Origin of the sequence: Psychrobacter okhotskensis (assembly GCF_965638355.1) — a bacterium.
Classification (GTDB): domain Bacteria; phylum Pseudomonadota; class Gammaproteobacteria; order Pseudomonadales; family Moraxellaceae; genus Psychrobacter; species Psychrobacter okhotskensis.
This window is the reverse complement of the sequence record NZ_OZ281822.1, coordinates 2,867,516-2,882,389: the sequence shown is the minus strand read 5'-3', so window position 1 is coordinate 2,882,389 and position 14,874 is coordinate 2,867,516. Positions and strand designations below refer to the sequence as shown.

Below are 14,874 nucleotides of genomic sequence, written 5' to 3'. Positions count from 1 at the left end.
CCTGCCATAATATAAATCCTTTTATAACGGTATTAAAATTTGAATATCGGTGCCTTTAAGGGTTTTGAAATAATAAAAAAGGCTGCGATATAGTATACCGCAACCTTTTTAGAAAGTCAGAACGCGACTAGCTAGTATTTATAATGACTACAATTAAGCACATTAGAATCATTTTAGCTGCACCTCAGGCGCAACCAATAGCTACTCAATGATTTAGCGACTTATGTCTGATTATTTGCCCAATTTGTGCTTAGCAAAACCAATCCAATGCTCCGCAAATTTCTGCGCTTTATAGGCATAAGGTTTGGCTTTATCAATATACGGCTTACACTCTTCTGGAATGGCTGGCACGATGTGCTTAGCAAGCTTGTTAAACCACATCATCAGGCTATAATCACCCTCAATGCTCAGATTGCCTTCTTGTACGGCAGTCATAAAAGCAGGAAGACTGCCTTGAGTCAAAAGCTTAACACCAGTCATAGAATCTTTAAAGTTAATCGTTAAATCTGCTTCTTTTGCATGACCGCTATGTTGGCTAAACTGTCCATTATCAAAGCTAAAATAACGTGCGATATCCGCCTCAGTGCTGGCAAGCTCGATAGTGACTTTGCGATCAGCAAACAGCGCTTTAACGTCTTCGTTATCGCTATCAGCCAACATCGATAAGCGATAGCCAACCACAGCCAATAACACGTCTAACGGATCAGATTTGATATCTAACACAGGAACAGTAAACATAGTGCAACTCCTAAAGAATGGACATAAAAATAAAGCGTACTTTATACCAATTTTTGCGACAAATATATAAGTAGATTATAAACCATTGCAAGGTCACAACTCTTTAGTAGTTAAGTAGAGAGCGTTAAGTATCTTGTAACATTAATCGCTCAAGGTTTACTGATTATCAGTTTCTTCGCATTGGCTTTCTTACTTCTGCTGAACTGTTTGCAGTTATCTACTTTTTTATAGATTACTTTTTGATTGTCTGCTTTTTATTTAACCTTTCAATGAAAGCGCGGCTGATAATCGTCGTCGTAGACAGGAGTGTGTTCGATATAGCGTGCCGCTTCCAATTCTCGCTGTTGTTGTACCGTTTGACTGACGTCGTCGTAACGTAGCGCCCGATACAGTACCCAAGCACCTAAAGGTAGCCAGCTGATACCCATGGCGATGACATAGCTGTGCCATTCTGAGAGCGTGGCGAGCATCGGCCAAGTCGCCAACAAACCTTGGATGACTTCAACAGCCAGCCAATAGGCCATACCACCAAACAGATATAGCAGCAGCCAGCGCTGTGATGACAAGGCAAGCGCCACTACCAAGCTTGCCAACAAGCCATAGCCGAGCCACGTCGCGCTGCTCCACGTGTCTATACTGATCATAGAAAATATCGTCAATAACATCATTCATCTCGCTAGTCATAAGGTGAATTCCAATGTGACCATTATGAAAGTTTGCTGAGTAAAGCTAAAGAGGGCAGAGGCGACTTTGCGACAACAGATGACGTTTGGTTTTTTGACTAATTTTGACCGTTGAGCATGTGTAATTGGCAGGCAAAGCGCCGCAAGGATGGGCGCTTATTTTTGAGACTGGCGATGGTTTAAGAATAAGATATTAACAAAAGTATTGCTAAATCGAATTTTGACAGTTTGACAGTTTAACGGTTATAGACGATTGCTGCGGTTGCCCCACCAAGCCAATAGTGAGACTAAAACTGCGCCTAACGCCATCAGTCCTATAGTGGTGAGCCACTGCGGGCCAGTAGGGTATTGCCACGGCATGACATTAGTGATTGCTTCGCTATTTAAAGTACCTAAAGCATCTGTTTTCCACGGCCAGACTTTAACCAAGGAGCCGGCAATAAAACCGGTAAGCAACGTTAAGGTGGCTTGATAATAGTGTGACAGTAGCCATTTGAGTGCGCGGGTAAATAATAACAATCCTGTGACCATACCCGCCATAACAGTAAGAATGATAGTAAAGTTATGGGTATGCACCGCTTCTAATACCGTATCATAAGCGCCCATTAGCAGTAAGATAAACGACCCTGAGATGCCCGGTAAGATCATCGCACAGATGGCAATGGCTCCGGCAAAAAACAGATAGGGTAAGCTTGGGGTGGTGGTCAATACAGGCAAACTACTGATAATGACCGCTGCCGCAATCCCGATGACAAACAGCACCGCCCGTCCCATGTTCCAGCGCTTAATCTCACTCAATAAAATAAAGACAGTGGCGACGACCAGTCCAAAAAAGAACGACCAAATCAGTAGCGGCTCATTGTCTAGTAGATGCTTAATAATGCCAGCCAAGGTCACAAAGCTGGTCGCAATGCCGAGTAGCAGACACAATAAGAAGGTGGCATCAACTTGGCGCCAAACGGCAAGCAACCCTTTAATACCACCGTCTTGTCGAAATACTCGCCAGAGACTGGGACCGATACTGCCGAGCGCATTGATCAAACGCTCATAAATACCGGCAATCAGCGCGATGGTACCACCAGAAACACCAGGTACGATATCAGCCGCGCCCATCGCCATGCCTTTGAAATACACGCCCAGTAGCTGTTTTGGATTGTCGGTAGCGGTAGCAGGGTTGATGCTGTTATCCAAAGATTGTGGCAATGGTTGTGGCGCTGACGGCGCATTTGGCCGTGGTGATGGTGATGCCGTCATGGACTATCCTTTATGATTAAAAAATAATAAATCTAAAAACCAGCGAAACATATAGTCGATACTAAGTAAAATAGAGACACGACATTATAAAATGCGTGACTGATACAAATTTTTTTGGCTTGCTGTGCCTACGCAGACAGAGGCGACAAAAAATTTATCTCAGTCACGCTGGCTCTTTTTTATATTGAACTGACCATACAAACCAGAGTAATGATAAAGCATTAACCTAATTTGTATGAACATGTCTAACTATTTAGCGTCTACACAGTAGGGGCAAGCGCTGGATAACCAAGCGCATAGAGTGTGCCTTCCAGCCCAGTGACATTGATTGCGGCATCGGCGCGTGCTTGTACAATAGGCTTGGCATGATACGCAACACCCAGGTCAGCAATAGCCATCATTGGCAAATCATTAGCACCGTCACCGATACAGACCACTTGCGACATGTCGATACCCAAGCGCTCGGCAGTATGCTCAACGATAGCTGCTTTTTTGGCACCATTGACGATGGGCAGCTGTACATGACCGGTGACTTCACCTTCGTCGATGTCTAAGGCATTGGCGTGAACCTCATCAATGCCTAATTGCTCAGCGATATAGCGCGCAAAGTAGGTAAAGCCGCCGGAGACCAATACCGTATGATAGCCCAATGCTTTGAGCGCCTTGATCGTTGTGCGAGCACCCATTGATAGTGTCAAACGGCTGCAGATATCATCCAGTACATCGGTTGAGATACCTTTTAATAACGCCACTCGCTGGGCAAAAGACTCATCAAAATCCATCTCACCGCGCATTGCCGCTTCCGTGATAGCTTCGACTTCCTCACCGATGCCCGCTGTTTTGGCCAGCTCGACGATGACTTCTTGCTCAATTAAGGTTGAATCCATATCAAAGCAGGCAAGTTTGTGAGTACGTAGCATATGACCGACTGATAAAATATGACAATCGACGACGTTTAAGTCATCTACACTGCCAGCGCTACGCGTATTGTTATAGGCTTCGGTCAAGTCATGACGCAGACGCGTGGTTAGCTGATCGTCGATGATATGAGCTGCTGCGGTCTTTTTAGCAGGGTGCATGAGCGTGTCAGTCACTGGTACCAATAAATAGCGGAAGACTTGTGATTGCGTAAAAGGCAGGCGCTGCGCGTCTGCTGCTGTCGATTCTGTATCAGAAACCATGATGTCGACGAAGCTGGCATCGGTATCTTCAGCGACGGTCACCAAATGCCAGCTTGGCTGCTCATCGACCCATGACTGTATATACTGATGGATATCAAGCGTTGTGACTTGCATCGGCAACACTACAATGAGGGCAAAAACCGGTAGTGATTGCAGCGCGTCGAAATCTTGCAAGTTAGTACCGTCGGGTAGTAGTGAAGCGATAGAGTCGACGGCTTGTTGCCATGCTTTGCTGTCTTTTGGTAACGAATAGGAGGTATTTTTTGGCATGGCTCAATTGTCCCTTGTATGCTCATATAAGATTGGGAATAATAACAGCTTTACTCGGCAGCGCCTATAGATGAGGCGCAAAGTCTCAGCGTTGTATCAAAACGACTCTGAGGGGTAAAAAAGCCGTTAGAATAAATTCAAACGATTATGACAAATTTATAAAACGGCTAACGCCATCAGGCTTACTATGGTGATATAGTAGCGTTATTGCCTTGATAATGACTTTATATTTAAGATAATGACTTTATATTTAAGATAATGACTTTATATTTAAAAGGCGATGCTGAGCAATTTTATCTTAAGCTGTGCTATTTTTTAGACCTCGTTAAGTTTAAGGCTGTGGTGCCTTTTAGATGGTAAGGCTTTTTAGATTGTGGAGCTTTTTAGAACATATTACGTCTTATAATGTAGTGCTTAATGTCATCATCTTTATAAATATAAACATCGCAGAATTTTTTAAAATTAGCCAAAAAATGAGCCATCGCCTTGTTTTTTAATTTCTTTTATCCAAAAAAGTTTACTATATCATGACGTATTTAGCGCCGCGGCAAGGGTTGTTTGCCATTATTCTTCTGGTTAGTTTTTGTTTGCAAACTCTATTATTGGTCATCAGTACCGATCAACAGCTGAGCGAGAGTCGGGCGCAAAAGGGCGAACAGATGGTCGCCCAACTGATTGATGAGGCGCGCTTGTCTTTGGAAAACAAAGACCGTGTCAGCTTGAGCGTCATTGCCAATCGCTATACCAGCGAGCAAGACGTGACTCGCATACTGATCAAAGACAATAACGACGATATATTAGTGCCGGTCGGCAATGCGCCGATGCAGCAAGGCAATACGATCAGTCAAATCGCGACTAAAGGCGATGCGGTGATTGGCAGTGTGTCATTGACGTTGAAGGATATTAGCAAAGGCGAGATCATCACCATGCAGTGGCCGTTTGTAATCGGTACTATGCTGCTGCATTTATTATTGTGGCTCATCTATGGCTATATTGCCCGTCCGACCAAAGAGCAGATTAATGCCCTGAGCCGTGATATCGAAGATTTGCACCGTGAGCAATATCGGCAGATTGATCAGCGTGGTCATTACCGCGAGAATGCTCGTGGCTATGCGGATGATGGAAAAGGCAAGCGCTCAGACGATTTTGAGACAGCGGATAAAGATCTTAACCTTACTGATAGCCAAGCGAATGCCAGTGGTGAGACAAACGATACAACCACGCGTACTCGCAAAATTGATGTTCACAATGAAGTCAATGCCTACTTAAGAGCGCAGCAGAATCAAGAGGCGACTGCTGTTAACTCTGATCATGCATCTGAAAATCACACAGATTATCAGGTAACCAACGCGACGCACTATGAGGAGCTTGATACTGATAACGGCGCTCACAAAACTACTCGTAGTGCCTCCCAGCTATCTACTAATAAGCTATCTAACGCCAAGCTATCTGCCACCCGCGCATTTGACACGGTCAGCGTCCAAATCGTCTTTCATGACGAATTTAATATGCTTGAGCGCCTAGCGCCTTCTCAGCGCTTGCCTTATCTGGCGCTATGTACGCAGCTTCTAAATCAAGCAATGACCGAGCTACTCAAACAGCCACTGCTGATGGGTGTGAGTGCGATGAATGAACCGCGCTTTGATGAAAGCGGTGCTTGTGCGCTGCTCAAAGCAGATAATAGCCACGCCAAAGTTGCGCTAGCAGGTGTAATGTTGGGTAAGCTCTATTTAATGCTTAATAAAATCATCCACGACAAGCATATTGAGCTATCACGCTTTGCTTTGCCAGCCAAAGCTGGGGTGAGCGATGATGCCCAAGCCGATGCCATGAGCCAACTGCTACAAAGCGTGGGCAAAAAAGAGCAGATGCTGATATTGCTCCCCAATGCTGGCCTTAAGCAAATCAGCAACCATGTCCAAGTACACAGCATCATGCGCCCAACGACTGTCTATGAGCGTGAGTGCGCGATATTTGATGGTGGCAATGACGCCATGATTCAGCGCTTAGCCGATGTCCGTAATGCCGTATTGATGATTGAAGACGACGAGTGATGATGACAAGTATGGTATTTCGCTGCCTTTAACGCAGCTACTTTCTCTACAATTGCCTACGCGATAGCTGGTCAGATTCACTTTGTATTTGCGACTAAATAGCGCATAGTGATAAAAAGGATTGACAACGCTCAGTAGAGACTTTATAAGGCATATATATATTCATGTATTTTTAATACACTTGCCGAAAAATGATAGGAGTTTGTCATGAGTGACGCTGATATTGACGACGATTTTGATGATGATTTTGTCGACGATGACGACGCAAAGATGGTAGAAGAGGCTGAGACCAGTGTGCGTACGCGCCTAAGCAGTCTCGAGAAGCGTCGACTAATCGATAATTTGCTAGAAGAAAAGCGTTTGGCAAAAGAGTTAAAAGACGACCTTGATGATCTAGATAACTTCGATGAAGATGGCGATGATTGGGATGATGACGACCTCTAGGCTTTAGACTTAAGTTAAGCGCTAGAGGCGTCAGCCAAACAGCCGTTATAACCTTGGTTATACGAAGTAGATCATACAAATTGGGTCACGCAAACTAGGTTATGTAAATTAGGTCGCGCAAAAGCAGCTCAATAAACTAAGCCAACGCCTTAGCAGATTATCGCGACTTAATTGTGCTAAGCTGACTGTCTACATATTAGTGGTTAACGCTTGATTTTCGTTTTTACCGACTGCGACATTATCTACTTTATCTAATAGACTTATAGTCTGTTCGATATAATCTGGATACCAGGAGAGCGAGTGAAGTACTACAAATAGTAGACTAAGCGAGCTTGATACCGTATCTGACTTATAGAGGACTGACTATGCTTTATAAAGGTTGTTTGGTTCTAAGTATGCTCGCCAAGCAACTGCTATCCTCTTTTTATTTACCATCTTTTATTTACCACCTTACATTTAATCGATCGTTTGTGGCGACTGACGCAATCTATCTTTCAAGGACCATCACACCATGAATAACCAATTAAGTTTCGACGAATTATTAGACTATTTGGACAATCAAGAGAGCCAATTCGTGCTTGATAGTGTCGCAACCCATGGTTTTTTGACGGCGACTGTCATTGGGCGTCCGTTGCCTAACTGGCTTGAGGCGCTTTTTGAAGGTCATGTGAGCGAAATTCCAGAAAACGTTATTGATGGTATCCAGCGCTGGCGCGACTCTATCATGGCTGAGCTAAAGAACGAGACGCCTATTGAATTGCCTTTTGGTGAAGATGCGGGCAACGAAGAAGTGGCTGTTGATTTTTCTGAAGAGTCCGATATCGTTGCTTGGTCAATTGGTTTTGTCGATGCCATGTATGGTGATGAAGCCAGCGACTGGTTTGAAAACGAAGAAACGGCAGAAGACGTGGCTGTATTAACCTTGCCAATGATTGTGCTCAGCGGTATCGATGATGAAGATCCAGAGCTGGCCGAAATGCGTGTGGATCAAGATAAAATGGCACAGATGGCCAACAGTATCGAAGGCAATCTGACTGAGTTGTTTTTATTGTTCCATACCAATGATTAGTTTGTTGGAGACAGCATTTATTATTAACACTGTTTATTTCTATTAATATTGGGTTTTGTTCGCAGCCATGCGCGCTAACATTACCCTTAATCAACGTCGATGAACGCTGAATGTTACTCGCTAAATTATTTTTATAAGTCACCGATAAGGTCGTACTATGACTGTGCAACTCTCCAATCTTGAGCACTTGCCCAACTATCAGATCACTGAGCGCTTGGACGTGGTTTACGGCAGTACCGTGCGCTCAAAGCATGTCGGTAAGGACTTGTTCGCCAGTCTAAAAAACATCGTTGGTGGCGAGCTGACTGCCTATACTGAGCTACTAGAAGAGTCGCGCCAAGAGGCGATAGATCGCATGATTGTAAAAGCCGAAGCACTCGGTGCTGATGCCGTCGTTGGTCTGCGATTTTCGACCTCTAGCATTGCCCAAGGCGCTTCTGAGCTATTTGTCTATGGTACTGCGGTCAAAGCAGTGCCGGTACAACAGCAGCCTGCCTCAGCGCAACCACCACATTCTCCCTCTAGTCACGACCCATCTATTCAGAATTCACAACCGCCAGCCCCAGCGGATGATTTGCCACGTTTCAATCCTTTTGGTTAGTTAATTAAGTTTTAAAACACTAAAGCTTTTTTATGATAAGAGACGTGCCATGAATAACTCTATGACTCAGTTCCTCATTAACTACGCGCCGCTTATCATATTATTCGTGGTAGGGTGGTTCTTTGGCTCGCGTCATGAGCGTCAGCATTTGGCGCAGCTGATGGTTTCAGAGCAAGCCGTGGGTCATATTGTGGTCTCAAGCGAGCGCTTTTATCGCCCCAAGCTGGTAGCCAATAGTGACAGTGAGCTGGTGCTTGGCAGCGTGGTGATTGCGCAAGATTACTTTAAGATGATTATCGCTCGGGTGCTGAGTTTGTTTGGCAAAAATCTAACCACTTATGAGACGCTGTTAGACCGTGCACGACGTGAGGCTATCGTCCGTATGCGCTCGCAGGCACAAGCCAAAGGCTACAATCATATCTATGGTTTGCGTCTGGAAGTCACTAATATCAATCAATTGGGCAGCATGGTTGAAGCCATTGCCTATGGTACGGCAGTTCTTAGCACTGAGATTGCTACCAAAACGTCCCCAAAATAAGCGCTCATAGCACTATCAATATTTAGCCATCATTATTTAGCTATAACTACTTCACGCCAAATTATCGACCGCCAATTCATTTAAAAGCCAAATCCTTTAGAAGCTGACGGTACACACTCTCATTTAATCTTATTAAACCCGCTTTTATTGTTGTTCAATAGACCCTATTCTGCATTTGACTGATGAGTCGTTGAATAAAGCAGATAAACCTAACTTTCGCCCTATATACTCCCTTTATTGATTCTTAATAATTATCAATGATTAATCACAGTATCTATAAAGTATTTTATAAAAATCTATATCAGAAATGGTATAAAAAAATGGGTGATGTCCGTTATTCATAAGGGTCGGTAACGATGAACCCGTATTAGCAAGGAGCGCTAATCTGGCATCATTTAATCATTATAAACTGACCTAGTATTAGGTCTTCTACATGGATGTAGTTATGGAAAATCTTGAAATAGTCACTTTAGTAAACTCAGTCGTGATTCCCCTTTGCCTATTTTTGATCATGATGGGTATGGGTATGACCCTCATTACCAACGATTTTAAACGTGTTTTAAAATACCCAAAAGCGGTCAGTATTGGCTTGCTCAATCAGCTGATTTTGTTGCCTATTATAGGTTTTGCACTGGCAAATATCATGCCGCTGCGACCTGAATATGCGGTAGGGGTCATGTTACTCGTGCTCTGTCCGGGTGGCACCACTTCCAACTTATTTACCTTCCTTGCCAAAGGCGATGTAGCGTTATCCGTCACTATGACTGCGATTGCTAGTATCATCACGGTATTTAGTATTCCTATTGTTCTAAGCTTTTCATTGATTCACTTTATGGGTGCTGGAAGCGAGTTTCAACTGCCAATTATAAAGACAATGATTTCTTTATTCGTCATCACCATTTTGCCTATTAGTATTGGTATGCTGATCAAACGCTTTGCGCCAAGGGTTGCCGATAGCTCACAAGTATTGGTCTCTCGTTTTGGCGTGACGTTTTTGACATTTTTAGTGGTGTTTTTGAGTTATGTACAAAGAGATATCATCGTTGAGGCGCTTATCGCTACTGGCCCCGTATCGTTGCTACTAAACCTATCAACCATGGCGCTTGGTTACTACAGTAGTAAATGGTTGGGCTTGAACCTAGCACAACGAACGTCTATCACTATGGAAGTCGGCTTGCAAAATAGTACCTTATCTATATTTATGGCGCTCACGCTCTTGTCTAATTACGATATGTCGATGACCCCAGCTATTTATACCTTAGTTATGTTCTTGACCGCTGGTATATTGGTGAGAGTATTTAGCTCGAAGTTCAATAAGTTGAAGAAAAAAGAAGTAGAACAAGGGGTTTTGGCCGCCCGTATGCTTTAAAGGTATCATCAGTGTTGAGCACTTATTGCCTATAAAATATAATTACTGATAAAATATTGCCAGCGCACACTCTTAAATAATGAGTTTGCGTTGGCATTTGCTTGTATGAGTCAGAGGCTTTACGAGTCGATAGGTATTTGATTACCCTAGCGCCGTCGTCTATTCATCCTCGCGACTTGGTTGTCTTTGTTTTGCTGCTTCACTCTTTCGATTTCAAATAAGAAGGTACGGTTTTTGAGTACCGCGACGAACACCACGCCGCCTACGGTATTGCCTAATATCACTACCACCAAAAATATCAAGTAACGCCAAAAGCTGACGGTATTGCCATACAGTAGGGCAGAAAACACCTCGATATTACCCACGATACTATGATGCAAACCCAAAAAACCAATACTACCCGTGATTAATGACACCAGCACGATACGGCTAATGGTATCGCGTGCCGAGGTCACCAGCCAAGCGGCGACCCCCATCATCCAACCTGCCAGCACAGCACTACCAAATATCACCCACCATTCAAATCCCAAGACATGCTCGGAATAGGCGTCGATATCGCTCGCACTAAATAGCTGCATATGTAAACCCAACCCGATCATTAACGCTGCAAATAAGCAGCCACCAACGACGTTACCCGCGATCACAATGCCCCACAGCCGCATGAGTTTGTTTAATGGTTCGATGCCATTTAGTACAGGAAGACTCAACAGAGACGTTTGCTCGGTAAACAATAGCGATTGCCCAATGACGACAATGATAAAGCCAATCGGGTAAAGTAGGGAAGCGAGGACAATGGCATAATGACTGGGTAGCACGCCACTCAACAGCGCAAAAGCCGATAAAATCATAAAAAAGCTAATGCCAATCTCCAGCCCAGCGGTAAAGGCACTGGTAAATAACGAGCCAAGCGAGCGTTCAAAGGTTTCTTTGGCATCCATTACTTGCTCAACCAAGATACTGGCATAGCTTTTAGGTTCGCTTAAGTTGTCATCGCTGGCCACTTCTTTGATAGATTGTTTGTCTTCATCGCTCATGCCTTCTGAAAAGTCTTCGTCTTTTAGGGTTTTGCCCTCTGACGCACTTTCATCTTGGTTTTCATCTTCAGAGTCATCTTGGCTTTCATTTTTGGAATCATTTTGGTCTTCATCCTGAGCGACGTACTGATGGGTTTCATTGCTCACTGCTACTGCATTGTTCTTGTCATCGGTATTGGCATTATTATCGTCACTGCTCTTTGCTGCGTGACGGTGAGTGGTGACGCTGGATTCATTATTTTCATGAGAATGATCTTTGTTATTAGGCATGCTAGTAAACTTATATAAGAGAAGCGGTGAGTAAAAGATATAAAAGTGCGAGTCAAACCGACATCGACTTATAGCCATTGCCATGCTGTAATGGCGCTATGCCGTGCTGCTGTATTACTAAAGACAGCTTATTTTAATAAGTTACAGTAAGCCAATAACGACTGCAAGCAGCGAAAAAGCATTCGATGCTAACAAAATTTGCCCATATAAGATAAAATCATCCTACTAACTTTTTTGTTTGCTCGGATGACTTATTATTATCCAACGTTAGCGCTAGGTCTGAACCTAGCTTGCGTTGGTTAATTGTATGAATTCAGCGATAACCATACCTTTGCTTATTATTTAATCCATTTACATTTTAGTCTGAGAGCCTTATGAGTAACCCTGATAGCAAAAATAATTTAACCCAATCGATTCAAGCCGCCTTAAGCCAATTAGAAAACGCCTACAATCCAAGCGATGTCGAAGCAGGCATGTATCAAGGCTGGGAAGACAGTGGTTATTTTCAGCCGACTTTTGATAAAGACGAGTCGTTTTCTATTGCGCTGCCACCGCCAAACGTCACGGGCTCGCTACACATGGGTCATGGTTTTAATAACGCTATTATGGATGCGCTCACCCGTTATCACCGCATGGATGGCGACAATACGCTGTGGCAACCAGGTACGGATCATGCGGGTATCGCCACCCAGATGGTTGTTGAGCGTCGTTTAGAAGCGCAAGGTATCAAGCGCCGTGATATGACGCGTGCAGATTTCATCGATAAAGTCTGGGAATGGAAAGAAGAGTCGGGCGGTAATATCACTAGCCAGATTCGTCGTTTGGGCAGCTCGGTTGACTGGTCGCGTGAGCGTTTTACTATGGATGATGGTCTATCTAACGCGGTAAAAGAAGTGTTCGTACGTTTATTTGATGATGGTTTGATTTATCGCGGTAAGCGTCTGGTTAACTGGGATCCAAAGTTCCAAACCGCATTATCTGATTTGGAAGTAGAAAACCACGACGAGAAAGGTAGCTTGTGGCATTTCCGCTATCATTTCACGGATGCAGAGCTAACGACTCAAGATGGCAAAAACTATCTGGTCGTCGCCACCACACGCCCTGAAACTTTACTCGGTGATACCGCTGTCGCCGTTAATCCTAGCGATGAGCGTTATGCACATTTGGTCGGCAAAACCATTACCTTACCAATTACGGGTCGCGTCGTGCCTATCGTCGCTGATGATTATGTCGAAAAAGACTTCGGTACAGGCTGCGTAAAAATCACGCCTGCGCATGATTTTAACGATTATGAATTGGGTCGTCGTCATAGCTTGCCATTGATTAACATCCTTGATGAGCGCGCCAATATCTTGCCAGCGATGGAAGTTTATCCTGATTTGCAGACACGTGAGCCTGAATTAGAGACCACGCCGAGCGAATATGCAGGACTTGAGCGTTTTGCTGCGCGTAAATTCCTTGTAGAGCAAGCAGGCGAGCAAGGCTGGCTAGAAGACATCGAAGACTACGCGCTCAAAGCACCGCGCGCTGAGCGTGGCGGTACGATCGTCGAGCCATTTTTGACCGATCAGTGGTACGTCGCCATGAATAAGCTGTCACAGCCTGCGATTGATGCGGTAGAAGACGGTAGCATCGAGTTCGTGCCTGCGCAATATAAAAACATGTATATGGCGTGGATGAACAATCTGCAAGACTGGTGCATCAGCCGTCAGCTCTGGTGGGGACATCGTATCCCTGCATGGTATGACGATGCGACAGGTGAAATCTATGTCGCCCGTGACGAAGCGGAAGTGCGTAGTAAATACAACCTAAGCGAAGATGTAAAACTGCGCCAAGACGATGACGTGCTCGATACGTGGTTCAGCTCTGGTCTATGGACGTTTAGTACGCTTGATTGGGCAGACGTCAACGCCGATCCACGCGTGATGGACACTTTCCACCCGACCAGCGTGCTCGTGACAGGTTTTGATATTATCTTCTTTTGGGTGGCCCGCATGATCATGATGACCATGCACTTCGTGAAAAACGAAGACGGCACGCCGCAAGTACCGTTTAAGACCGTCTATGTGCATGGTCTGGTACGTGATGGCAATGGTCAAAAAATGTCAAAATCAAAAGGTAACGTCTTAGATCCGATTGATCTGATCGACGGTATTGACCTAGAAGCGCTGGTCGAAAAACGTACCAGCAATATGATGAATCCAAAAGACGCGGCCAAGATTGAGAAGCAAACGCGTAAAGAGTTCCCAGAAGGCATCCCAGCCTTTGGTACGGATGCACTGCGCTTTACCTTCACCTCCTTAGCCAGTACCGGTCGCGATATCAACTTTGATCTAAAGCGTGTCGAGGGCTATCGTAACTTCTGTAATAAAATCTGGAACGCTAGCCGTTTTGTACTCATGAACTGCGTCGATAGCGAAGGTGCTGCCAAGCCTATCGACCAAGCGGCGAATCCTGACGTATGGGAATTACCAGAAAAATGGATCATGAGTCGTCTGAACTCTACCGTTGCCGATATCCATCAGCATTTCGCCCAGTATCGTCTCGATATGGTCAGCCAAGATATCTATGAGTTCATCTGGAATGAGTACTGTGATTGGTATGTTGAGCTTGCCAAAGCCAGTCTAAATGATGACTCGGTGTCTGACGAGCGTAAAGCGCAAATCCGCTATGTGCTGCTGCACGTGCTAGAGACGGCGCTACGCTTTAGCCATCCAATCATGCCGTATCTGACCGAGCAAATCTGGCAGACCATCGCGCCGCTACTGGGTCGCAAAAACACCGACAGCATCGTGATCGCTGACTATCCACAGACTGATGCCAGCCAAATCAGTGAGCAGACCGAAGCGGATATGGCATGGTTACAAGAGCTCATCGCGAGCGTCCGTAACATCCGTGGTGAGATGAAACTGGGTAACGCGGTACGTCTGCCAGTACTCCTACAAAACGTCTCTAGTGATGAAGAAGCGCGTCTATCACGTATCAAAAACCAGTTTAAAGCGCTTGCCAAAGTCGAGAGCCTAGAGATCGTCAAAGAAGGTGATGACGTGCCATTGTCATCATCAAGTATGGTCGGTCAGCTACGCGTACTCGTACCGATGAAAGGGCTAATCGATCCAACGGCTGAGCTGGCACGTCTGGGCAAGGCGCATGAAAAGCTACAAAAGCAAGCCGACGGTATCGCGCGTAAGCTAGGCAATGAAGGCTTTGTCAGTAAAGCACCTGTAGAAGTGGTCGATGCTGAGAAGGCGAAACTGGCTGAGCTAGAAGGGCAGTTGACGGCAATGACGGCGCAGATGGAGCAGTTAAAAGCGTTGTAATATTTTTGCTTTAGATATAAAAAAGCCACCTAATTAGGTGGCTTTTTTA

Annotated in this window: 12 protein-coding genes; 7 read left to right on the top strand and 5 right to left on the bottom strand. The window is 44.8% G+C overall.

Features of this window, described 5'->3' with window-relative positions:
* Nucleotides 1–231: 231 nt before the first annotated feature.
* The 4 genes from ACSUPM_RS11980 to serB all read right to left on the bottom strand — a co-directional run bounded on the left by ACSUPM_RS11980 (nucleotide 232) and on the right by serB (nucleotide 4,126).
* Nucleotides 232–738: an SCP2 sterol-binding domain-containing protein gene (locus ACSUPM_RS11980; protein WP_025652282.1), complete on the bottom strand. Its 507-nt coding sequence runs from the start codon at nucleotides 736–738 to the stop codon at nucleotides 232–234.
* Nucleotides 739–1,004: 266 nt separating this feature from the next.
* Nucleotides 1,005–1,382 carry an AciT family ciprofloxacin tolerance protein gene (gene aciT, locus ACSUPM_RS11975; RefSeq protein WP_227502360.1) on the bottom strand — a complete coding sequence of 126 codons (378 nt, stop codon included), beginning with the start codon at nucleotides 1,380–1,382 and terminating at the stop codon, nucleotides 1,005–1,007.
* 282 nt (nucleotides 1,383–1,664) lie between these two features.
* Nucleotides 1,665–2,675 (bottom strand): DUF368 domain-containing protein, encoded by a 1,011-nt coding sequence (locus tag ACSUPM_RS11970; protein WP_025652284.1) that lies wholly within the window; start codon nucleotides 2,673–2,675, stop codon nucleotides 1,665–1,667.
* Nucleotides 2,676–2,935: 260 nt separating this feature from the next.
* Nucleotides 2,936–4,126 carry a phosphoserine phosphatase SerB gene (serB, locus tag ACSUPM_RS11965; RefSeq protein ID WP_436879975.1) on the bottom strand — a complete coding sequence of 397 codons (1,191 nt, stop codon included), beginning with the start codon at nucleotides 4,124–4,126 and terminating at the stop codon, nucleotides 2,936–2,938.
* A 527-nt stretch (nucleotides 4,127–4,653) separates the two neighbouring features.
* Between serB and ACSUPM_RS11960 the strand changes: the two genes are divergently transcribed.
* The 6 genes from ACSUPM_RS11960 (at nucleotide 4,654) to ACSUPM_RS11935 (ending at nucleotide 10,201) form a co-directional block, all read left to right on the top strand.
* On the top strand, nucleotides 4,654–6,180 hold the full coding sequence (locus tag ACSUPM_RS11960) for a hypothetical protein (protein ID WP_173238743.1): 1,527 nt from the start codon (nucleotides 4,654–4,656) through the stop codon (nucleotides 6,178–6,180).
* Nucleotides 6,181–6,387: 207 nt separating this feature from the next.
* Complete coding sequence (locus tag ACSUPM_RS11955) at nucleotides 6,388–6,624, top strand: PA3496 family putative envelope integrity protein (protein WP_025652287.1); 237 nt, start codon at nucleotides 6,388–6,390, stop codon at nucleotides 6,622–6,624.
* A 511-nt stretch (nucleotides 6,625–7,135) separates the two neighbouring features.
* A complete protein-coding gene (locus ACSUPM_RS11950; protein WP_025652288.1) occupies nucleotides 7,136–7,693 on the top strand; it encodes a UPF0149 family protein in 558 nt (185 codons plus the stop codon).
* Nucleotides 7,694–7,856: 163 nt separating this feature from the next.
* On the top strand, nucleotides 7,857–8,294 hold the full coding sequence (locus tag ACSUPM_RS11945) for a YbjQ family protein (RefSeq protein ID WP_227502364.1): 438 nt from the start codon (nucleotides 7,857–7,859) through the stop codon (nucleotides 8,292–8,294).
* A 49-nt stretch (nucleotides 8,295–8,343) separates the two neighbouring features.
* Nucleotides 8,344–8,832 (top strand): YbjQ family protein, encoded by a 489-nt coding sequence (locus ACSUPM_RS11940; RefSeq protein ID WP_025652290.1) that lies wholly within the window; start codon nucleotides 8,344–8,346, stop codon nucleotides 8,830–8,832.
* 445 nt (nucleotides 8,833–9,277) lie between these two features.
* Complete coding sequence (locus tag ACSUPM_RS11935) at nucleotides 9,278–10,201, top strand: bile acid:sodium symporter family protein (protein ID WP_173238745.1); 924 nt, start codon at nucleotides 9,278–9,280, stop codon at nucleotides 10,199–10,201.
* Between the two features lie 146 nt (nucleotides 10,202–10,347).
* On the opposite strand, the gene ACSUPM_RS11930 is transcribed toward ACSUPM_RS11935, so the two are convergent.
* Nucleotides 10,348–11,505 carry a formate/nitrite transporter family protein gene (locus ACSUPM_RS11930; RefSeq protein ID WP_201565538.1) on the bottom strand — a complete coding sequence of 386 codons (1,158 nt, stop codon included), beginning with the start codon at nucleotides 11,503–11,505 and terminating at the stop codon, nucleotides 10,348–10,350.
* A gap of 374 nt (nucleotides 11,506–11,879) precedes the next feature.
* On the opposite strand from ACSUPM_RS11930, the gene ACSUPM_RS11925 reads away from it, so the two are divergent.
* Nucleotides 11,880–14,825 carry a valine--tRNA ligase gene (locus ACSUPM_RS11925; protein ID WP_436879974.1) on the top strand — a complete coding sequence of 982 codons (2,946 nt, stop codon included), beginning with the start codon at nucleotides 11,880–11,882 and terminating at the stop codon, nucleotides 14,823–14,825.
* Nucleotides 14,826–14,874 lie beyond the last annotated feature (49 nt).

Excerpts from the sequence above, each read along its gene's own strand:
- ACSUPM_RS11980 (WP_025652282.1), bottom strand. The coding sequence starts at position 738 with ATGTTTACTGTTCCTGTGTTAGATATCAAATCTGATCCGTTAGACGTG.
- aciT (WP_227502360.1), bottom strand. The coding sequence starts at position 1,382 with ATGATCAGTATAGACACGTGGAGCAGCGCGACGTGGCTCGGCTATGGC.
- ACSUPM_RS11970 (WP_025652284.1), bottom strand. The coding sequence starts at position 2,675 with ATGACGGCATCACCATCACCACGGCCAAATGCGCCGTCAGCGCCACAA.
- serB (WP_436879975.1), bottom strand. The coding sequence starts at position 4,126 with ATGCCAAAAAATACCTCCTATTCGTTACCAAAAGACAGCAAAGCATGG.
- ACSUPM_RS11960 (WP_173238743.1), top strand. The coding sequence starts at position 4,654 with ATGACGTATTTAGCGCCGCGGCAAGGGTTGTTTGCCATTATTCTTCTG.
- ACSUPM_RS11955 (WP_025652287.1), top strand. The coding sequence starts at position 6,388 with ATGAGTGACGCTGATATTGACGACGATTTTGATGATGATTTTGTCGAC.
- ACSUPM_RS11950 (WP_025652288.1), top strand. The coding sequence starts at position 7,136 with ATGAATAACCAATTAAGTTTCGACGAATTATTAGACTATTTGGACAAT.
- ACSUPM_RS11940 (WP_025652290.1), top strand. The coding sequence starts at position 8,344 with ATGAATAACTCTATGACTCAGTTCCTCATTAACTACGCGCCGCTTATC.
- ACSUPM_RS11935 (WP_173238745.1), top strand. The coding sequence starts at position 9,278 with ATGGAAAATCTTGAAATAGTCACTTTAGTAAACTCAGTCGTGATTCCC.
- ACSUPM_RS11930 (WP_201565538.1), bottom strand. The coding sequence starts at position 11,505 with ATGCCTAATAACAAAGATCATTCTCATGAAAATAATGAATCCAGCGTC.
- ACSUPM_RS11925 (WP_436879974.1), top strand. The coding sequence starts at position 11,880 with ATGAGTAACCCTGATAGCAAAAATAATTTAACCCAATCGATTCAAGCC.